The following is a 20,737-nucleotide window of genomic DNA, read 5'->3' as shown; positions in this document are numbered from 1 at the left end:
CACTGGTGGCCATGGCCGAAGATGACTCCCCTGCGCCGAAGCGCCGGATCCGTGCCTCCGACAAGGACCGGGACGAGGTCCTCTCCGTGATCACGGAGGCGGTGACGAACGGACGCCTCGACCCCGAAGAGACCGCGCAGCGGCAGGATGATGCCATCTCCGCGAAGTTCCTCGATGACCTCATGCCGCTGATCGACGATCTGCCGGAGGGCCACCGACTCCACCAGAGGCTTGCCCGACAGACCGGGCAAGGTCAGGAATCGGGTCCGGGGTCGGCTCTGCAGCGACGGGGACCGGCCGAGCTCAGCCCGGCCGTCGATCCGGGTTCCGCCCCGCCCACGAACTCGGTGGCCATCATGTCCGGCCGTGAGATCGACGTGGCGCCAGGCACCGGACAGGTCACCACCTATGCGCTCATGGGCGGGGACAATATCGATCTGTGCGCCGTCATGGGACCGGGTGTGACTGTCGAGCTGGTTTCCTACTCGATGTGGGGCGGCAACGACATCTACGTCCCGCCGGGTGTGCGCATCCGTGACGAGACGATCAACATCATGGCGGGCAATGAGGTCCGTCAGGCCGCGCGGGGCGACGGATCGAACGGCACCGTCGTCCTCAAGGGCTTCTCACTCATGGCCGGACACGATGTCCATCTGGCCAAAGGCTACCGAGCAAAGGATCAGGGTCAACTGGAATGAAGATCGGCGTACTCACATCGGGCGGAGACTGCCCGGGCCTCAACGCTGTCATCCGCGGCATCGTCCGCAAGGGAATCCGCACCCACAATGCCTCATTCGTCGGCATCCGCGACGGCTGGCGTGGCCTGCTCGACGACGACATGTTCGATATGACCATGCTCGATGTCCGAGGCCTCTCCGGTCGCGGCGGCACCATCCTCGGCACCTCACGCACCCACCCGTATGAGGACGGCGGTCCCGGGCGCATGCGCGAGGTCATGGCCGCCCACGGCATCGATTCACTCATCGCCATCGGCGGCGAGGGCACACTCGCAGGGGCCTCGCGCCTGGTCAACGAGGAGGGTCTGCACATCGTGGGAGTCCCCAAGACCATCGACAACGACCTCGGCAACACCGACTACACTTTCGGCTTCGACACCGCTCAGTCCATCGCCACGGAAGCGATCGACCGGCTGCGCACCACAGCCGAATCGCACCACCGCTGCATGGTCATCGAGGTCATGGGACGCAACGTCGGTTGGATCGCCCTGCACGCGGGCATGGCCGCAGGCGCCCATGCGATCCTCATGCCCGAGTTCCCGGTCGACTTCGACCAGATCGCCGAATGGGTGACCTCGGCCAAAGATCGCGGACGTGCACCGATCGTCGTCGTCGCGGAAGGGTTCGTTCCCGAGGGGTTCGATTCCCAGGTCGCCGACCACGGCGTGGACAACAAGGGCCGCGTCCGCCTCGGCGGGATCGCGAACTACCTCGCTCCGAAGATCGAAGAGATCACCGGAATCGAATCCCGGGCCACGATCTTGGGACACCTGCAGCGAGGCGGCTCCCCCACTGCGTACGACCGCGTACTGTCCACGCGGCTGGGCATGGCGGCGGTCGACCTCGCCCAGCATGGCCACTGGGGGAAGATGGCCAGCCTCAAAGGCACGGACATCGTCTCCGTGGAGATGTCCTCGGCCGTGCACAGTCTCAAGTCGGTGCCGCTGCATCGCTGGGAAGAGGCGCAGGTGCTCTTCGGCTGAGACCACGGCACCTTCATCGAGAAACGGGTGGAGTGTCGAGAGACGGGCGCACACGCCCGTGTTTCGACACTCCACCCGTTTCTCGATATCGCAGACACAAATGGCAGGAGAGGCACCCACCGCACGGCGGGTGCCCCTCCTGTCTGCCTTACGGCCGGGAGATCAGCTGATCAGCTGAACGCTCCGTAGTCGTAGTCCTCCAGTGGGATGGCGGAACCGGAATCGGCTCCGATGCCCGCGTAGAAGTCGCCGTAGCTGTTGGTGAACATCTCGGCCTTGGCCTCTTCGGTCGGCTCCACCACGAGGTTGCGGTGGGTCTGCAGGCCGGTGCCGGCAGGGATGAGCTTACCGAGGATGACGTTCTCCTTCAGCCCCATGAGCGTATCGGACTTGCCTTCCATGGCCGCCTCGGTGAGGACGCGAGTGGTCTCCTGGAAGGACGCGGCCGACAGCCACGACTCGGTGGCCAGCGAAGCCTTCGTGATACCCATCAGCTCGTCACGAGCCGATGCCGGCTGGCCGCCTTCGGCGACCACACGACGGTTCTCCGCCTGGTAGCGGCCGCGGTCGACGAGCTCGCCGGGCAGCAGGTTCGTATCGCCCGACTCGATCACGGTCACGCGACGCAGCATCTGCCGCACGATGACCTCGATGTGCTTGTCGTGGATGCCCACACCCTGCGAACGGTAGACCTTCTGAACTTCCTCGACGAGGAAGCGCTCGGCCTCACGGCGTCCGCGGATGCGCAGCACCTGCTTCGGATCGACGGCACCGACGATGAGCTGCTCTCCGGCCTTGACGTGCTGACCGTCCTCGACCATGAGACGGGCACGCTTGGACACTGCATGCTCGATCTCTTCGCTGCCGTCATCAGGGGTGATGATGACGAAGCGGGTCTTGCGGCTGTCGTCGATCTTCGCCCGTCCGGTCGCCTCGGCGATGGGGGCGAAGCCCTTCGGTGTGCGAGCTTCGAAGAGCTCGGTCACACGCGGCAGACCCTGCGTGATATCACCTGTCGAAGCGGCGGCACCACCGGTGTGGAACGTACGCATCGTCAGCTGGGTACCGGGCTCACCGATCGACTGTGCTGCGACGGTGCCGATGGCCTCGCCGATGTCGACGAGCTGGCCGGTCGCCATCGAGCGACCGTAGTGCTCGGCGGAGATCTGCGCATCGGAATCGGCAGTCAGCACGGAGTGGACCTTGAGCTCCTCGATGCCGTTGGCCACGAGCATGTCCACCACTGCGCCGGTGACATCGGACTTGGCCGGAAGGAGCATATTGCCCTCGGCGTCGGTGACATCGGAGACGGTGAGACGACCGTAGACGCTGGTCTCGGCGTACTCGTGCGGAACCAGGTTGCCCTCGTGATCGCGTTCGGCGATCGGCAGGGTGATGCCCTTGTTCGACTCGGCCTCTGCCGCGCGGATGATGACATCTTGCGAGACGTCGACGAGACGACGGGTCAGGTAGCCGGAGTCAGCGGTACGCAGAGCGGTATCGGCCAGACCCTTACGAGCACCGTGCGAGGCGATGAAGTACTCGAGCACGGCGAGTCCCTCACGGTAGTTCGAGACGATCGGACGCGGGATGATCTCACCCTGCGGGTTCGTCACCAGTCCGCGCATACCGGCCAGCTGACGCACCTGCATCCAGTTACCGGAAGCACCGGACTCGACCAGACGCAGCACCGAGTTCTCCTCAGGGAAGTTCGTGCGCATGATCTGGTCGACCTTCTCGGTCGTCTCCGTCCACAGCTTGACGAGCTCGTTGCGGCGCTCGTCGTCGGTGAGTGCACCGAGTTCGTACTGCTGCTGAACCTTCGTGTCGATGACCTCGGCATCGTTGATGATCTCGGTCTTCGCCTCGGGTGAGACGACATCCGACATCGCAATGGTGATGCCCGAGCGGGTGGCCCAGTGGAAGCCGCCGGCCTTGAAGTTGTCCAGCGTGTGTGCAACCTCGACCTTCGGGTACTCCTCGGCGAGGTGGTTGACGATCCGGCTCAGGGCCTTCTTGTCGATCGTGGAGTTCACGAACGCGTAGTCGGCAGGCAGGTACTCGTTGAACGTCGCGCGGCCCAGGGTGGTCGCCACGTCCAGCGGGTCGCCGGCCTCCCAGCCCTCAGGGAGCTCCATGTCCGCGTTGGGGACGACGTCTTCCAGGCGGATGGTGATCGGCGAACCGAGGTCGAGCTCTCCGCGGTCGAAAGCCATGATGGCTTCGCCCATACCGGAGAACGCACGGCCCTCGCCGGCCAGTCCCTTGCGCTCGGAGGTGAGGTGGAACAGACCGATGATCATATCCTGCGAAGGCATGGTCACGGGCTTGCCGTCCGAGGGCTTGAGGATGTTGTTGGCCGAGAGCATGAGGATGCGGGCCTCTGCCTGCGCCTCGGGGCTCAGCGGCAGGTGCACAGCCATCTGGTCACCGTCGAAGTCAGCGTTGAACGCCGAGCAGACGAGCGGGTGCAGCTGGATGGCCTTACCCTCGATGAGCTGCGGCTCGAACGCCTGGATGCCCAGACGGTGCAGGGTCGGTGCACGGTTGAGCAGCACGGGGTGTTCGGTGATGACCTCTTCGAGGACGTCCCACACCTGCGGATGCTGGCGCTCGACCATGCGCTTGGCCGACTTGATGTTCTGAGCGTGGTTGAGATCGACCAGGCGCTTCATCACGAAGGGCTTGAACAGCTCGAGAGCCATGGTCTTCGGCAGACCGCACTGGTGCAGGTGCAGCTGCGGACCGACGACGATGACCGAACGGCCCGAGTAGTCCACACGCTTACCGAGCAGGTTCTGACGGAAGCGTCCCTGCTTGCCCTTGAGCATGTCCGACAGCGACTTGAGCGGGCGGTTGCCCGGTCCGGTCACCGGACGTCCGCGACGTCCGTTGTCGAACAGCGAGTCCACGGCCTCCTGCAGCATCCGCTTCTCGTTGTTGACGATGATCTCGGGAGCACCGAGGTCGAGCAGACGCTTGAGGCGGTTGTTGCGGTTGATGACGCGACGGTAGAGGTCGTTGAGGTCCGAGGTCGCGAAGCGTCCACCATCGAGCTGCACCATCGGGCGCAGCTCCGGCGGGATCACCGGAACGACGTCGAGGACCATGCCATCGGGGTTGTTGTCGGTGGTCAGGAACGCGTTGACGACCTTGAGGCGCTTGAGCGCACGGGTCTTGCGCTGTCCCTTGCCGGTGGCGATGAGCTCACGCAGCTTCTCGGCTTCGCCTTCGAGATCGAAGTCGATGAGGCGCTTCTGGATGGCTTCGGCGCCCATGGCTCCGGTGAAGTACAGGCCGAAGCGGTGGAACATCTCGCGGTACAGGCTCTCGTCACCTTCGAGGTCGTTGACCTTGAGGTTCTTGAACCGGTCCCACACCTGCTCGATACGGTCGACCTCGCGGTCGGCGTTCTTGCGCAGCTTGTCCATTTCCTTCTCAGCGGTGTCGCGCAGCTTCTTCTTGGCCTGGGCGGTTCCGCCTTCGGCCTCGAGTGCGGCGAGATCCTCTTCGAGTTTCTTGGCACGACGGTCGATGTCGGCGTCACGGCGGGTGCCGATCTGCTGCTTCTCGACATCGATCTTGTTCTGCAGGCTGGGCAGATCACGGTGACGGGAATCCTCGTCGACCGAGGTGATCATGTAGGCCGCGAAGTAGATGACCTTCTCGAGGTCCTTCGGAGCCAGATCCAGCAGGTAGCCCAAACGCGAGGGCACACCCTTGAAGTACCAGATGTGGGTGACGGGGGCGGCGAGCTCGAGGTGGCCCATCCGCTCACGACGCACCTTGGCACGGGTCACCTCGACGCCGCAGCGCTCGCAGATGATGCCCTTGAAGCGGACTCGCTTGTACTTTCCGCAGGCGCACTCCCAATCACGGGTGGGACCGAAGATCTTCTCGCAGAAGAGTCCGTCTTTCTCCGGCTTCAGGGTGCGGTAGTTGATGGTCTCAGGCTTTTTCACCTCACCGTGTGACCAGCCGCGGATGTTCTCCGTGGTGGCAAGACCGATGCGCAGTTCATCAAAGAAATTGACGTCAGGCACGTAAATCCTCTTTCCTGGCGATGAACGAATCGTTCATCAAAAAGTTGTGTCGGTTGAAGTGGAAGTCCTCAGACTTCTTCTACGGTCTGTGCTTCGCGGCGGGAGAGGTCGATGCCGAGTTCTTCGGCGGCGCGGTAGACCTCGTCCTCCGACTCGCCCATCTCAACATGGCCTCCGTCGGAAGACAGGACTTCGACGTTGAGGCACAGGGACTGCATCTCCTTGATGAGGACCTTGAACGACTCCGGGATTCCCGGGTCGGGCAGGTTCTCACCCTTGACGATGGCTTCGTAGACCTTCACACGGCCTGGGATGTCATCGGACTTGATCGTCAGAAGCTCCTGCAGGGTGTAGGCGGCGCCGTAGGCCTCGAGGGCCCAGACTTCCATCTCACCGAAGCGCTGACCACCGAACTGCGCCTTACCACCGAGCGGCTGCTGGGTGATCATCGAGTACGGTCCGGTCGAACGCGCGTGGATCTTGTCGTCGACGAGGTGGTGGAGCTTGAGCATGTACATGTAGCCGACCGAGATCGGGTACGGGAACGGCTCACCGGAGCGTCCGTCGAACAGCTGGGCCTTGCCCGAGGAATCGATGAGGCGGTCCCCATCGCGGTTCGGGGTCGTCGAATCCAGCAGTCCGCGCAGCTCCTGCTCGTGCGCACCGTCGAAGACCGGGGTGGCCAGGTTGGTGCCGGCCTCGGCTTCGCGAGCGGCCTCCGGCAGCTCGGCAGCCCATTCGGGGTTGCCCTCGATCTTCCAGCCCTGCTTCGAGATCCATCCGAGGTGGACCTCGAAGACCTGTCCGATGTTCATACGACGGGGAACACCGTGCGGGTTGAGGATGACGTCGACAGGGGTGCCGTCGGCGAGGAACGGCATATCCTCGACCGGCAGGATCGTCGAAATGACGCCCTTGTTTCCGTGACGACCGGCCATCTTGTCACCGATGGTGATCTTGCGGCGCTGAGCCACGTAGACACGGACCATCTGGTTGACGCCGGGCGAGAGCTCGTCGTCGTCCTCGCGGTCGAAGACGCGCACACCGATGACGGTGCCGATCTCGCCGTGGGGAACGCGCAGCGAGGTGTCACGGACCTCACGGGACTTCTCACCGAAGATCGCGCGCAGCAGGCGCTCTTCCGGGGTCAGTTCGGTCTCACCCTTCGGGGTGACCTTGCCGACGAGGATGTCACCGTCGGTGACTTCGGCGCCGATCCGGATGATTCCGCGATCGTCGAGGTCGGCCAGGGCATCGGGCGAGATGTTCGGGATGTCCCGAGTGATCTCTTCGGCACCGAGCTTGGTGTCGCGAGCATCGACTTCGTGCTCTTCGATGTGGATCGAGGAGAGCACATCGTCCTGGACGAGACGCTGCGAGAGGATGATCGCATCCTCGTAGTTGTAGCCTTCCCAGGACATGAACGCCACGAGTAGGTTCTTGCCCAGAGCCATCTCGCCGTTCTCGGTGGACGGTCCGTCGGCGAGGACGGTTCCGGCCTCGACGCGGTCGCCTTCGTCGACGAGGATGCGCTGGTTGTACGAGGTGCCGTGGTTCGACCGCTTGAACTTCGCCGCCTTGTAGGTCAGCTGGGTTCCGTCGTCGGCGAGCACAGTGACGTAGTCGGCCGAGACCTCGGTGATGACACCGGACTTCTCAGCGGTGATGACATCGCCGGCGTCGACGGCGGCACGGTATTCCATGCCGGTGCCCACGACCGGGGATTCGGCCATCACCAGCGGCACGGCCTGACGCTGCATGTTCGCACCCATGAGGGCGCGGTTGGCGTCGTCGTGCTCGAGGAACGGAATCAGAGCCGAAGCCACAGACACCATCTGACGTGCGGAGACATCCATGAAGTCGATCTGGTCGTGCTGGACCAGCTCGGCCTCACCGCCGCCGCCCTTCGGGCGGGCCAGGACCTCGACCTCAGCGAAACGCTGGTCATCGGTCAGCGGTGCGTTGGCCTGGGCGATGTTGAACTCGAGTTCGTCATCGGCGGTCAGGTACTGCGTCTCATCGGTCACGACACCGTCGACGACCTTGCGGTAAGGCGTCTCGATGAAGCCGAAGGGGTTGATGCGGGCGTAGGACGCCAGCGAACCGATCAGACCGATGTTCGGACCTTCGGGGGTCTCGATCGGGCACATGCGGCCGTAGTGCGAGGGGTGCACGTCACGGACTTCCATGGCGGCACGGTCACGCGAGAGACCGCCGGGTCCCAGTGCGGAGAGACGGCGTTTGTGGGTCAGACCCGCGAGCGGGTTGTTCTGATCCATGAACTGCGAGAGCTGCGAGGTGCCGAAGAACTCCTTGATCGCAGCCACCACGGGGCGGATGTTGATCAGGGTCTGCGGGGTGATCGCCTCGACGTCCTGAGTGGTCATGCGCTCACGCACGACGCGCTCCATCCGGGACAGACCGGTGCGGATCTGGTTCTCGATGAGCTCGCCGACGGCACGGATGCGGCGATTGCCGAAGTGATCGATGTCGTCGAGCTTGACGCTGATCTCGACCTCTTCACCGTCGCGGGTGCCCTTGGCCGTGTCAACTCCGGCGTGCAGAGACACGAGGTAGCGGATGGTGGCGACGACGTCCTCGGTAGAGAGCACCGAGTCCGACAGCGGGGCTTCGACGCCGAGCTTGCGGTTGACCTTGTAGCGGCCGACCTTGGCCAGGTCGTAGCGCTTCGGGTTGAAGTACAGGTTGTTGAGCAGGTTGCGAGCGGCCTCAGCGGTCGCGGGCTCGGCCGGGCGCAGCTTCTTGTAGATGTCGAGCAGCGCTTCGTCCTGCGTGGTGACGGTGTCCTTGGCCATCGTCTCGCGGATCGATTCGAACTCGCCGAACTCTTCGAGGATCTTCGCTTCGGACCAGCCGAGGGCCTTGAGCAGAACAGTCACGGACTGCTTGCGCTTGCGGTCGAGGCGAACACCGACCTGGTCGCGCTTGTCGACCTCGAACTCCAGCCAGGCACCGCGGGACGGGATGATCTTCGCGGTGAAGATGTCCTTGTCCGTGGTCTTGTCGACGCTGGATTCGAAGTAGGCGCCGGGCGAACGCACGAGCTGGGAGACGACGACGCGCTCGGTGCCGTTGACGATGAACGTGCCCTTGTCGGTCATGAGGGGGAAGTCACCCATGAACACGGTCTGGCTCTTGATCTCGCCCGTGTTGTTGTTCATGAACTCGGCGGTGACGTACAGCGGCGCCGAGTAGGTCATATCGCGTTCCTTGCACTCATCGATCGAGTACCTGGGAGCTTCGAACCGGTGCTCGCGGAACGACAGCGACATGGATCCGCCGAAGTCTTCGATCGGCGAGATCTCTTCGAAGATGTCTTCGAGTCCCGAGGTGGTTGCGACTGAGTCGTCCCCGATCTCGATGGCCTCAGCGACGCGGTCCTGCCACGCCTCCGATCCGATCAGCCAGTCGAAGCTGTCCGTCTGCAGACCGAGCAGATCGGGAACCTCGAGGGGCTCGCGAATCTTCGCGAAGGAAATTCTCTTGGGGGGATTAGCGGTCCTGGTGTTGTCGTTGGCGGCGGCCAATTGGTTCCTTCCGAGTGCTTCACCATCTGATACTTCGTCTGCCCACTCGATCCGGCGACGTCCGGACATCCACGACATATGCGGGGTGTGTCAGATTTCGACTCCCGGCGTCGGCATGGTTCACTTGAGTGGAAATGCTGTGCCCACCGCTATATGAAGGCACACCACAGGCAGAACGATGCAAATATCAAGCTTATAGCATCAGGTCAAGTCTGGCAAGATGACAGAGTCAGTGCAGATTCTTCGTCCCCATCCCCACTCAGGCCCACGTGGCGAATCCCGCCTGATCGTTGATCGCCAGCATCCACGAATTCTCCACGGCGTTCCAGGTGTACACCCGGTCGACCGCCGTGTTCTCAGCGATGCTGCGATGATTGGCGATCTTGAGCCTGGCGCCGAGCCGGTGGCCACGATGCTCGTTCAGCACCAGGGCTCCGCCCTGCCACCCGACGGTCGGCCGATCGGCCGAGTTTCCGACCTGCGTGTATCCCGCCGGCTCCCCGTCGAGGAGGGCGAGCGCCGTGGCCATGGATTCGCCCCTTGCTTCCTTCTCTGCGTCGAGGGCCCTCACCCGCTCACCGTCCCAGGTCTCCTCTCCCCCGAATTTCGCTGCTCCCGGCACGTCGGTGCTCAGCCGGCGCTTGCACAGTGCGATGTGCTCGAGCCGCTGTTCCGGGACCGGACCTCGCCATGTCTCGATGACGTAGTCGTCGGCCTTGGCACCGAGGTCGAGCTCGGCCGCAGTTGCGGTCGGAGCGACCGAGCACCGTTCGATCTGAGCGAGCCCGTACCCGTGAGCGCTGAGGAACGACACTCCCGGCAGAGAAACCGGCAGCGTCCCGGCACCGGTCTCGGCGGCAAGATGGGCCCCGCGCAGATCGGCAGTTCTGGCAGACTCCGGGATCTCACAATACGTCGACAGCGCGGTCCGTCCGTCTGCCGCCAGGTCGGACTCCATCCGCTCGAGCAGGGCCGCGCCCAGTCCTCGTCGGCGCAGATCGGGTCGGACCGCGCACCAGAGCTCTGCGGCGTCGGTGTTGCTCGTCAGACGCAGGTCTGCAGTGCCCCTGGCGACGATGTCTCCGTGGTTGCGACCGATCCATGTGAGCGTGGTCCGGTACTCGCTCCTGCCGGTCAGCGCGTGCCGCACATCCTCGGGAATCGGGTCGAAGTCCTCCCCCAGCCCGGATGCTCGATTGATGACAGTGTCGAAAGCCAGCAGCTCGGGTATCAATGCCTCGATTGCCGCCGGGTCGCCGTGTCCGGACCTGATCCGAGTGATCTCCATCTGTGGCCTCTGTCGTCGCTGATGGCCGCCTCGCATTGCAATGACTCCTTCGCGCATCGTCGCGCTGACAGGCGGTGAGAGACATTCTAGACTGCGACCATGACACGAGTGAGTATCCTCAGCTTCGATCCGGCCGCGGTCAACTGCGGAATCATCGTCGGCACCGATCGCTCTCTGCTCGTCGACGCGGGCCCCGGCCCAGCGGCCGCCGCACCTCTGGTGGAGCGGGCGGGCCGCCTCGGCGAGGAGATCGGAGGCAGCCGTCCCCGCGCGATCGAGCTCGCAATCACCCATGATCATTGGGATCACTTCTTCGGCGCCGCCGCAGCCGTCTCCGCAGGTGTCACCGCCGTGTACGCATCGTCATCGTTCGCCGCCGATCAGGATGCCACGGCCTGGATCGCCCTCGACGGAGTCGCGGACGGCGACTTCCCGGATGAATATCGGTCGAGCCTTCCCACGGATCCCGGTGACCTCATCGTCGACGTCTCGCCCGTCGATCCGACACCCGGTGATGTGTGGCACCTCGACCTCGGTGACTGTCCGGTCGAGTTCCATGTGCTCGGAGGACATTCGACGGCCGACCTCGTCGTCCGACTGCCCGAGCTCGGCATCGTCTTCACCGGCGACCTCGTGGAAGAGGCGGATGCACCTCAGGCCGGGGCCGATGCTTCTTTGAGCGAATGGGCATCGAGCCTGCACACCCTGCTGTCGTTTCCTGAGGCGAGGACCTTCGTTCCCGGTCACGGGGTCCCGGTCGACCGTGATTTCGTTTCCCGTCAGCTCGCCGATATCGAGGGGATGAGGGTCGATCAGGGAGACGCCGAGGTGGCTCTGCCCGCCCGCTCCATGCCGGGTGATCATGATCGGACGATTCCCCGGGAGCACCGCCTGGTCTGATTCCGGACCGGCCTGAGCAGCGGTCGGACGTGCACTGGCTGAGTGGACTCAGCCGGCCGGTTCCCTAGGAGCCGTGCCGGTGCAGGGCGGTGACGAGATCGCCGCCGATCGCTCCGAACCGCGTCTTTGCCCAAACGCTGCGGCCCTCGACGTAGGGTCGGTCGCCGTCGAAGATCCACTGCAGTTCGCGGCCGGAGTGCAGATCGGACAGGCAGCTGCCGCAGACGGGGACGCGAACGCTCTTTCCCGCCAACTGTCCCTTGCACTCGGTGCTCACCAGCTGATTCGATCGCGCCTCTCCGTGGAGAGGGTTGACCGTGCACAGACTCTGCGGGAGTCCCCGCGTCTTTGCCGACTTCGTCGAGCCAGCAGAGCGGGCAGAATCGGATTTTCCGGTCTTCGCCCCGCGCTAGGTCGATCTGTGCAGCTTCACCTCGGCGATCTCGCGTCCGGCCTGACGCAGCAGCACCATGGCCCCGGCGAGGTCGATGCGTTCGGCCTCGGTCTCGTCGACGATGGATGTGGCCATCTGGTAGGCGTCGAGCGCTCTTTCCACTCCCTCGGCATCTGTGGTGCTGAGGTCCTGGGTCTGCAGCTGCGTGATCTCGTGGGCCAGCTCTGTCGTGTCCTCGTTCAGTCCTTCTCGCAGGGTCTTCCGCTGCAGGTCATCGACTCGGTCGAGCAGTCGTGCGGGCAGTTCGAAGCGACGGCGGGTGCGGGCGGCTTTCGCCCGTTCTCGCCGAGACCGGGCGAACCAGATGACGGCGATGACCAGCGCCAGAACCAGAACCGCTCCCCCGAGGAACAGAGTGGCTGTCGAGTTCGAACCGTCGACCGTCTGCACCTCGCTGCCCGGTGCCTTCTGTCCGGTTGCGTACTCGGATGCTTCCTGCGGATCGGCGTAGAGGTCGAGGAGCATGTTCAGCTTCGTCTGCGACGGAGTGCTGTGGCTCCATTGTTCGCGCCCGACGGACATCTGCTCCATCACCTGCATCTGCAGATCGTGCTGGTCCTCGAAGGTTCAGTCGACAGCGAGGTCGGTGTTCGTATCGATCATGATGAACGCACCCTCATCACCGTTGAAGACCTCGATCTGCTCGAGCAGATCCCTATCGGCACCGTCGCCTCCGGTGACGATGACAAAGACGTCGAAGTCGAGGCTGTCGATCTTCGTCTCCGCCTTCTGCAGCAGCGCTTCGTTGGTCTCCCCCTTCGCGGCATTCGTCACGTAGACCGGATCGGTGTTGAGCGCCTCGGCGATCGTCTGGGCCTGTTGGGTCACTGCTTCGCTGTCCGTTTCTTCAGTGCGCGGCGGATGAAGTATGTTCCGACGCCGATTCCCCCGCCGACGAGGATGCCGAAGACGGCTCCGGCCACAGCGCCGCCGGTGCTGTACGACAGCGGGTGCGGGTCCTTCGTCGTGTCCTCGGAGGTCACCTCCGGGTTCCCGTCGTCATCGTGACGGTGCGAGTAGCGCGATTCGACATCCTCGGTCTCGGCAGCACTGATCTTACGCACTCCCGCGAGCGCGCCATCGGAGTCGCTGTCGTCGAAGTCCCCCGACAGAGTCAGCAGCGAAGGTCGGATGAGGCCCTTCTCCGCCAGTCCCATGCGGCCGGTGGCATCGACCGTGAGCACTGCAGCCTCGGGGTCATTCATCTCGGTGACGATCCGAGCCGCCAACAGATCGAGGTCTCCATCGGCATCGTCGAGATCCGAAACGTTGAGGAACGCCACATAGATCGGGCTGTCGGCCTCGGCGATCTCCGCGCGGATGGAGTCGACATCGCCCTCGTCGATCTCGAACTCCGGGTAGCCGTCGAAGTAGACGGGATCTGCTGCGAAGGACGTCGCGATCGCCTGGTAGCGGTCTGTTGCGTAGTTCGGGTCATGGGCGCCTTCGATGCGGTAGTCGTAGATCGAGTCGACGACGATCGCATCACTGTCGGCTGCGGTGATCCTCTCGGCCTTCGCCTGATCGAACAGATGTATGCTCAGCAGAGTGGCGCCGATCGACACTGCGGCGACCGCGACGACGGCGATGAGCCAGTCGAGTGGGGTGTTCGAACGCACGCTTCCGGCGGCCATCATCGGCTCCTTCCGACAGCGGCGGAGCGCTGTGGACTCATTCCATCCAGCACCGCCTCGTCGAGAGGTTGGAAGCTTCCGAAACCGGAGAGCGCGTAGGCGTCATCGCGCTGGAAGTACGGAACTGCACGGGTGGAGCCGGGACGTTTGGGCACCATCAGTCGTTCCGGGTCGTGGCCGGTCGCCAGCTCCTGACGACAGTCGGCGCACAGCCCTACGGTGAGGCTGCGGCCCGACTGTTTGAGCACATGGTCCTCAATGTCCTTGCGATGATGCGGGAAGAGAAAGCAGAAGCGCGGTTCGTCTTAGACTCGGCTGGAGCGCCTGCGCAGCTGTCGGCGCAGCCAACGGTCGAGGGCGACGAGGACGAACACGCCGTTGCGGTGGGCGAAGTCGACAGATTCTGCCCAATCCGGGTGGGCCGCGGTCAGAGCCGCCAGCGCATCCTGGATTCGTCTGCCCCGGTCATGCAGGGCCCACGTGTCGTCATCGGGATGGTCGGGTTCGGGGATCGGGGCGGCCGCCTCGGTGACGGCCTTCTTCAGTTTGTGCGACGTGACCAGTTCGGGTTTCGTCGTCAGCTCAGACCGCCAGGAATAACGATGACGGCGATGCAGCAGCCACAGGGGCGCACCGAGGGCTGCGACGGCCGTGGCACCGAAGACGAGCGCGTCGGGGTCGGAGTTGTCGAGGCCGAAGCGTTCGATGTAGTCCTCATCGCGGTCACCGACGTCGCGGGTGTCGAAATCCGGTGCCTGGGGAGATTCGGTGCCTTTGGCGGCAGCGACGAGGACCCGCAGATAGTAGGGCACGGCGAGTTCGAGGGGGATGAAGTCGTCGCTGCTGGACTTCATGAGTTCCGGGGCACCCGTGGGGACGACGGGTCCGTTGTCGGTGACGAGGTAGGCGAACGAGCGGGCGGAGGTCTCGCCTTCACTGAAGAGGACGAGGGTCTCCTTCTCCCCCGATTCCTGATGCATGTCGAAGGCGAAGCCGGAGGTGAACTTCGCCCAATCGCCGTAGCCCATGGTCAGGGGGCCGGGAATGATCGCGAGATAGTGAGTGAGGCCGGTGTCCTCGGTCTGCTGTGAGGCTCGCCGAATGGCCTTGATCTGACTCGCGGTCAGTCCGGGCCTGATGATCTCGTCGATGTAGAGGGGATGCTGCGCCCAGGTTCCGCGGATGCGATCGCGCAGCTGCTGCTGTGCGCGGGCGTAGCTCGTCGTCTCAGTCACCAGTCAAGGGTAGTTCAGCTTCTGCCCGGCCCTTGTCGATCGGTGTCCCGAATCGGTCACATCGGCACGGGTCGGGGCGGACATCCTCGGCGAATGAGGGCATTCCTAGGGCATTCCTGTTGGAGTGGACATTCCCGGTGGGAATGCAGAGAACCCCCACGGCGGACCGTGGGGGTTCGAAGCCTATGCAGCAGTCAGGCTGCTGCGCAGAAGATCACTTGAGGGTGACGGTGGCGCCGGCAGCCTCGAGGGTCTCCTTGGCCTTCTCGGCGTCTTCCTTCGAAGCGCCTTCGAGGACGGCCTTGGGAGCTCCGTCGACGAGGTCCTTGGCTTCCTTGAGTCCGAGGGAGGTGAGTCCACGGACTTCCTTGATGACGGGAACCTTCTTCTCGCCGGCCGATTCGAGGATGACGTCGAATTCGGTCTGCTCTTCAGCAGCGGCTTCGCCGGCTCCGCCAGCGGCAGGAGCAGCGGCGACGGCGGCCGGAGCGGCAGCCTCGACGTCGAACTCTTCTTCGAACTTCTTGACGAACTCGGACAGTTCGATGAGGGTGAGCTCCTTGAAAGCCTCGAGGAGCTCGTCGGTGGTGAGCTTAGCCATGGTGGCTAGTCCTTCCTGTTTTGGTCACGATCAGCGACCGGTTCGGTTTGTGGTGATGCTCAGGCGTCGGAGGCAGGAGCGTCGTCCTGCTTCTCGCGGAGGGCATCGACAGTGCGCACGGCCTTGACCAGCGGAGCGGTGAAGAGGTAAGCCGCCTGGTGGAGGCTTGCCTTCATGGCACCGGCTGCCTTTGCAAGCAGCACTTCGCGGGATTCGAGGTCGGCGAGCTGGTTGACCTGTTCGGGGCTGAGCGCGGCTCCATCGAAGTAGCCGCCCTTCACCACGAGCTTGTCGTTCGCCTTGGCAAAGTTACGCAGAGCCTTGGCAGCCTCAGGTGGTTCGCCGTTGACGAACGCGATCGCGGTGGGCCCATTGAGGTGCTCATCGAGACCGGCGACTCCGGCTTCCTTGGCTGCAATCTTGGTCAGCGTGTTCTTTACCACGGCGTAGCTGACGTTCTCACCGAGAGAGACGCGCAGTTCTTTCATCTGCGCGACGGTGAGACCGCGGTACTCGGTCAGCAACACAGCGTCGGAGTTCTCAAACTGCTGTTTGATCTCCTCGACTGCGGCTGCCTTGTCTGGCCTCGCCATGGTGTTCCTTTCATAAGTCGTCCGGTCTGTCCCGACAACAGAAAAAGCGCTCCACGCAGGAAGGCGTGAAACGCTTGGCCGTCGATTCCAAAAGGAATCCTACGGAAGTATTTCGAGCTCACCTGCGCGGGTCACTCACTAGGAGTCTTCGTCTGCGGGCACCGGGATTCGATGGCGAATTCCGATGATTCCACAGAGACCGACGGTCTTGGGTGGTTCAAGTCTAACGAAGTCTGTCCCGGCAAGTCCAATCCGACCACCGAGACCCCTCCCACACTACCTGACGGCGGCGCAGCAACCTGGCGCGAGGTTGCTGCGCCGCCGTCAGGTAGTTTTAGGGCGCGGGTGTGCAGGTTCGTCAGTATTCGATGACGACGCGGCCGTCGATCTTGCCGTGTTCCATCTCATCGAAGATCGCGTTGATGTCCTCGAGCGGTCGCTTCGTGAACGTCGGGTGGATCTTGCCGGCGGCGTAGAATTCCAACGCCTCGACCATGTCCTGTCGGGTGCCGACGATCGAACCGCGGATCGTCAGGCCCTTGAGCACGATGTCGAAGATCGGTGCCGGGAAGTCACCGGGCGGCAGTCCGTTGAAGACGATGGTGCCGCCTCGGCGAGTCATTCCAATTGCCTGACCGAACGCCGCGGGGTGGACGGCGGTGACGAGGACTCCGTGTGAGCCGCCGATCTTGTCCTGGATGATCTCGGCCGGATCCTCGGCGAAGGCGTTGACGGTGATTTCGGCACCGTGCTTCTTCGCCAGCGCCAGCTTGTCGTCGGCGACGTCGACGGCGACGACGCGCATGCCCATAGCGACAGCGTACTGGACGGCGATGTGTCCGAGTCCGCCGATTCCGGAGATGACGACCCATTGGCCCGGCTTCACCTCGGTGCGTTTGAGTCCCTTGTACACGGTGACGCCGGCGCAGAGGACCGGGGCGATCTCATAGGGATCGGCATCGTCGGGGACAATGGCGGCGAACTTCGTATCGACGAGCATGTACTCACCGAAGGAGCCGTCGACGCCGTAGCCGCCGTTGACCTGGGATTCGCAGAGGGTCTCCCATCCCTGACGGCAGTGCTCACAGGTCCCGCATGCGGTCCACAGCCAAGCGTTGCCGACCATCTGTCCGACCTCGACATCGGTGACGCCCTCGCCGACCTTTTCGACGATGCCGACTCCTTCGTGTCCCGGGATGAGCGGCACCTTCGGTTTGACCGGCCAATCACCATGGACGGCGTGGAGATCGGTGTGGCAGACGCCGGAGGCGACGAGCTTGACCAAGGCCTGGCCCGGGCCGGGGTCGGGAATCGCATTGTCCCCGACGACGAGCTCCTGGCCGAAACCCTCGACTACTGCAGCTTTCATTGCGGACATAATTCTCTCCTTTGTGATGATGGTTCACGAAGCGATGCGGGGCTTGAACTTGAGGTGGAAGAACTACCCGACGGCGGCCCAGCTACCTGGCGCGAGGTTGCTGCGCCGCCGTCGGGTAGCAATTGGGGTCAGAAGAAGCCTTGGGCGTTCTCCGAGTAGCTGACGAGCAGGTTCTTCGTCTGCTGGTAGTGGTTGAGCATCATCTTGTGGTTTTCGCGTCCGATGCCCGAAGCCTTGTACCCGCCGAAGGCCGCATGGGCCGGGTAGGCGTGGTAGTTGTTCACCCACACACGCCCGGCTTGGATCTCACGACCGGCCCGGTAGGCGGTGTTGCCGTCACGCGACCAGACTCCGGCACCAAGGCCGTACAGCGTGTCGTTGGCCGTGGCCAACGCGTCGGCGTAGTCGGAGAACGTCGCGACCGAGACGACGGGCCCGAAGATCTCCTCCTGGAAGATGCGCATCTTGTTCGTGCCCTTGAAGATCGTCGGCTGGACGTAGAAACCGCCGGCCAGATCCCCATCGAGCTCGGCCTTGCCGCCGCCGGTAAGCACCTCGGCGCCTTCCTGACGGCCGATGTCGAGGTAGGACATGATCTTCTCGAACTGGTCGTTCGAGGCCTGGGCGCCCATCATCGTGTCCGTGTCGAGCGGGTTGCCCTGGACGATCTTCTTCGTCCTGGCCACGACCCTCTCGAGGAAGGGATCGGCGATCGATTCCTGGATGAGCGCACGCGACGGGCAGGTGCAGACCTCGCCCTGGTTGAGGGCGAACATCGTGAACCCCTCCTGAGCCTTGTCCGCATACGAGTCGTCCTTGGCCAAAACATCCTCGAAGAAGATATTCGGCGACTTTCCGCCGAGTTCGAGGGTGACCGGGATGATGTTCTGCGAGGCGTACTGCATGATCAAGCGGCCGGTCGTCGTCTCCCCGGTGAACGCGATCTTCGAGATCCGCTTGTTCGACGCCAGCGGCTTGCCGGCTTCGAGACCGAAGCCGTTGACGACGTTGAGCACGCCCTCGGGCAGCAGGTCGGCGATGAGTTCGACGAGGACGAGGATCGACGCCGGAGTCTGCTCGGCGGGCTTGAGCACGATCGCATTGCCCGCGGCCAGGGCCGGGGCGATCTTCCACACGCCCATGAGGATCGGGAAGTTCCAGGGAATGATCTGACCGACCACGCCGAGCGGTTCGTGGAAGTGATACGCCACCGTGTCCTCGTCGATCTGCGAGAGTCCGCCCTCCTGCGCCCTGATCGCTCCGGCGAAGTAGCGGAAGTGGTCGACTGCCAGCGGCAGGTCGGCGTTGAGGGGTTCGCGGATCGCCTTGCCGTTGTCCCAGGTCTCGGCGACGGCGAGCGTCTCGAGGTTCTCCTCGATGCGATCGGCGATCCGATTGAGGATGTTGGCCCGTTCGGCCACCGCCGTCTTGCCCCAGGCCGGAGCCGCCTTGTGCGCGGCGTCGAGAGCGAGTTCGATATCCTCGGCGGTGCTGGCCGGGATCTCCGTGAAGGTCTTGCCGGTGACCGGACTGGGATTCTCGAAATAATTGCCCTTGACCGGCGGCACCCACTGACCGCCGATGAAGTTCTCGTAGCGGGACTTGAACGTGACGGGCGACCCGTCCTGACCGGGCTGTGCGTAGACAGTCATTGCAACTCCTTTGATGCGTCTGATTCCACCGGATAGTCTCCGTGTGACCACGACGCTACCGAGCCCAACGTTGCATGTGGGTTGCAACAAATCGCCGAGGCGGTCGAACCCGTCCCGCACACCGAACCGCGATGGGTTCGCCGAGTTCAGAGACCCAGCGCCTCCAGACGCACGACCGCGGCGTTGCGTTCGGCGGCTTCGGGCGGGGCCAGGCGCAGCACGGTCATAAGGACCTCGACGTCGTCACGGAAGTCCGGCAGGTTCGCAAACCGCCACAGCTGCTGCCAGGTTCCGTCCTGCAACAGGGTCTCGCGCATGAGTGCGTCGACTTCCGCTCCGATCTCCCGCACCCCCGGAGCATCGGAGTCCGGCAGGACCGTTCCCGTGAACTGTTCGAGGGCCGAATCCGCGTCACCGCTGGCCAGCGCCTGAACGGTTCGCTCGAGATCCGAATCGACATCCCCGCGAAGTCGATAGGGGCGCGCGTCGATGCGCAGATCGCCGAGGCTGTCGATCGATCTGCGCAGACGATTGATCTCCGCCCGGACCGTGACTTCGCTGCCGCCGACCGCCCACAGCCGCTCCACCAGCCCGGCTCCGCTGATGCCGTCCGGATACCGGTGCAGCAGAAGCAGGATCTCGGCATGCCTGCGGGTCAGCGGGATCCGGGTGCCATTCGGTCCTTCCAGGGCGGGGCTGGGACCGAGCACGGTGAGTCTGGTTCCGGCCGCCTCGGTGCCGGTGTGCATCTGCTGCGGGGTGAAGAGCTGGGACAGCTGGGCACCTGCGGCCTTGGCTGTCGAGGACAGCAGCGGGAGCACGATGGAGGACACAGCGTCGTCTCCCCCAGTGACATCGATGATGCCGATGACCTGCCCGGTCAGAAGGTGCGTGACGGGGACAGCGCTGCAGCTCCAGGAATGGACGTCGGGGGCGAAATGTTCGGCGCGGCTGACCTGCACCGGACGGCCCGAGCGCAGAGCCAGCGCCGGAGCGGAAGTGCCCATGACCTCTTCGGACCAGTCCGAGCCGGAGACGAATCCCATGGCTTCGGCGCGGTTCCGCACGCCTCGCTCCCCCTCGACCCAGAGCAATCGCCCCTGTTCGTCGCCGAGGGCGGCGAGCAGACCGGCATCCTTGGCGGGTTCGATGAGGTGGGATCGCAGCAGCGGCATGATCGCGTGGAAAGGATGGCGTCGGCGCACCTCGGCGAGTCGATCGGCTTCGAACGGGACTTGGACCTCCACGCTGTCCGGGTCGCGCAACCGGGCAAGAGACCGGTGCCAGGATTCCAACACCGAGGCTCGCACACCAGGCTCCGACGATGGTGCAGGGAGGAGAGGATCCGATGGACCGGCCAGACGCTCATGTGCCCGGCGAACGGCACACTGGTAGGTGTCTTCGAGCAGCAGCGTCGAATCCATGGCGGACGGTCCACCTCCATCGGCGGGTGTCGGAAGAGAGCCTCAACTGCTCATAATCTAATCGCGAACCCGACCGTGGACAAGAGCCCGTCCACTCCCCGAACGACCTGACGGCGGCCCAGCAACCTCGCGCGAGGTTGCTGGGCCGATCCTTCTATGTCTGTCAAGCCGACGTGGGAATTGTTTCTAGCCCGTTGAGAACCTTGAAAACTCGACGCGCGAGATACCATTTGAGCTTGCGCTTGAGCTCCCTCTTCGACTTCTTCG

Annotated in this window: 17 protein-coding genes; 3 read left to right on the top strand and 14 right to left on the bottom strand. The window is 64.0% G+C overall.

Annotated features, from left to right (window positions below; genetic code table 11):
- Positions 1-11 precede the first annotated feature (11 nt).
- The gene (locus BI49514_RS12995) at positions 12-698 is read left to right on the top strand and encodes a DUF1707 SHOCT-like domain-containing protein (protein WP_101546957.1); all 687 of its coding nucleotides are present in this window, start codon (positions 12-14) and stop codon (positions 696-698) included.
- Entirely contained in the window at positions 695-1,720 is a 1,026-nt protein-coding gene (locus tag BI49514_RS12990; protein WP_101546933.1) for an ATP-dependent 6-phosphofructokinase, read from the top strand. The genes BI49514_RS12995 and BI49514_RS12990 overlap by 4 nt, the downstream gene beginning before the upstream one ends.
- Positions 1,721-1,890: 170 nt before the next feature.
- Here the strand turns inward: BI49514_RS12990 and BI49514_RS12985 are convergent, their stop codons facing one another.
- The 3 genes from BI49514_RS12985 to BI49514_RS12975 form a co-directional block, all read right to left on the bottom strand.
- On the bottom strand, positions 1,891-5,763 hold the full coding sequence (locus BI49514_RS12985) for a DNA-directed RNA polymerase subunit beta' (protein WP_101546932.1): 3,873 nt from the start codon (positions 5,761-5,763) through the stop codon (positions 1,891-1,893).
- A 68-nt stretch (positions 5,764-5,831) separates the two neighbouring features.
- Positions 5,832-9,311 carry a DNA-directed RNA polymerase subunit beta gene (rpoB, locus tag BI49514_RS12980; protein ID WP_101546931.1) on the bottom strand — a complete coding sequence of 1,160 codons (3,480 nt, stop codon included), beginning with the start codon at positions 9,309-9,311 and terminating at the stop codon, positions 5,832-5,834.
- Between the two features lie 259 nt (positions 9,312-9,570).
- Positions 9,571-10,599, bottom strand: coding sequence for a GNAT family N-acetyltransferase (locus tag BI49514_RS12975; protein WP_101546930.1), 1,029 nt, complete (start codon positions 10,597-10,599; stop codon positions 9,571-9,573).
- A 99-nt stretch (positions 10,600-10,698) separates the two neighbouring features.
- Here BI49514_RS12975 and BI49514_RS12970 point away from each other — a divergent pair, with 99 nt between their 5' ends.
- Positions 10,699-11,499, top strand: coding sequence for an MBL fold metallo-hydrolase (locus tag BI49514_RS12970; RefSeq protein ID WP_101546929.1), 801 nt, complete (start codon positions 10,699-10,701; stop codon positions 11,497-11,499).
- Positions 11,500-11,563: 64 nt separating this feature from the next.
- On the opposite strand, the gene BI49514_RS17080 is transcribed toward BI49514_RS12970, so the two are convergent.
- The 11 genes from BI49514_RS17080 to BI49514_RS12930 form a co-directional block, all read right to left on the bottom strand.
- Positions 11,564-11,776: a hypothetical protein gene (locus tag BI49514_RS17080; protein WP_244195043.1), complete on the bottom strand. Its 213-nt coding sequence runs from the start codon at positions 11,774-11,776 to the stop codon at positions 11,564-11,566.
- Positions 11,777-11,908: 132 nt separating this feature from the next.
- Positions 11,909-12,493: a hypothetical protein gene (locus BI49514_RS17075; protein ID WP_244195042.1), complete on the bottom strand. Its 585-nt coding sequence runs from the start codon at positions 12,491-12,493 to the stop codon at positions 11,909-11,911.
- Positions 12,494-12,520: 27 nt separating this feature from the next.
- Entirely contained in the window at positions 12,521-12,781 is a 261-nt protein-coding gene (locus tag BI49514_RS17070; protein ID WP_244195041.1) for a hypothetical protein, read from the bottom strand.
- Positions 12,778-13,587, bottom strand: coding sequence for a hypothetical protein (locus BI49514_RS12960; protein ID WP_101546928.1), 810 nt, complete (start codon positions 13,585-13,587; stop codon positions 12,778-12,780). Before BI49514_RS12960 ends, BI49514_RS17070 begins: the two co-directional genes overlap by 4 nt.
- Positions 13,587-13,835 (bottom strand): hypothetical protein, encoded by a 249-nt coding sequence (locus BI49514_RS17065; protein WP_244195040.1) that lies wholly within the window; start codon positions 13,833-13,835, stop codon positions 13,587-13,589. Before BI49514_RS17065 ends, BI49514_RS12960 begins: the two co-directional genes overlap by 1 nt.
- A 57-nt stretch (positions 13,836-13,892) precedes the next feature.
- Positions 13,893-14,822, bottom strand: coding sequence for a hypothetical protein (locus BI49514_RS12955; RefSeq protein WP_244195039.1), 930 nt, complete (start codon positions 14,820-14,822; stop codon positions 13,893-13,895).
- A 214-nt stretch (positions 14,823-15,036) separates the two neighbouring features.
- On the bottom strand, positions 15,037-15,423 hold the full coding sequence (gene rplL, locus BI49514_RS12950; protein ID WP_101546927.1) for a 50S ribosomal protein L7/L12: 387 nt from the start codon (positions 15,421-15,423) through the stop codon (positions 15,037-15,039).
- Positions 15,424-15,482: 59 nt separating this feature from the next.
- A complete protein-coding gene (rplJ, locus tag BI49514_RS12945; RefSeq protein WP_101546926.1) occupies positions 15,483-16,016 on the bottom strand; it encodes a 50S ribosomal protein L10 in 534 nt (177 codons plus the stop codon).
- 358 nt (positions 16,017-16,374) lie between these two features.
- Positions 16,375-17,394 carry an alcohol dehydrogenase AdhP gene (gene adhP, locus BI49514_RS12940; RefSeq protein ID WP_101546925.1) on the bottom strand — a complete coding sequence of 340 codons (1,020 nt, stop codon included), beginning with the start codon at positions 17,392-17,394 and terminating at the stop codon, positions 16,375-16,377.
- Between the two features lie 128 nt (positions 17,395-17,522).
- A complete protein-coding gene (gene exaC, locus BI49514_RS12935) occupies positions 17,523-19,046 on the bottom strand; it encodes an acetaldehyde dehydrogenase ExaC (protein WP_101546924.1) in 1,524 nt (507 codons plus the stop codon).
- A gap of 146 nt (positions 19,047-19,192) precedes the next feature.
- Positions 19,193-20,470, bottom strand: a complete 1,278-nt coding sequence (locus BI49514_RS12930; protein ID WP_101546923.1) for a helix-turn-helix domain-containing protein — start codon at positions 20,468-20,470, stop codon at positions 19,193-19,195.
- Between the last annotated feature and the right edge of the window lie 267 nt (positions 20,471-20,737).

Source organism: Brevibacterium iodinum ATCC 49514 (assembly GCF_900169265.1).
GTDB classification, from domain to species: Bacteria; Actinomycetota; Actinomycetes; order Actinomycetales; family Brevibacteriaceae; genus Brevibacterium; species Brevibacterium iodinum.
This window is presented reverse-complemented; position numbering and strand designations above follow the sequence as displayed.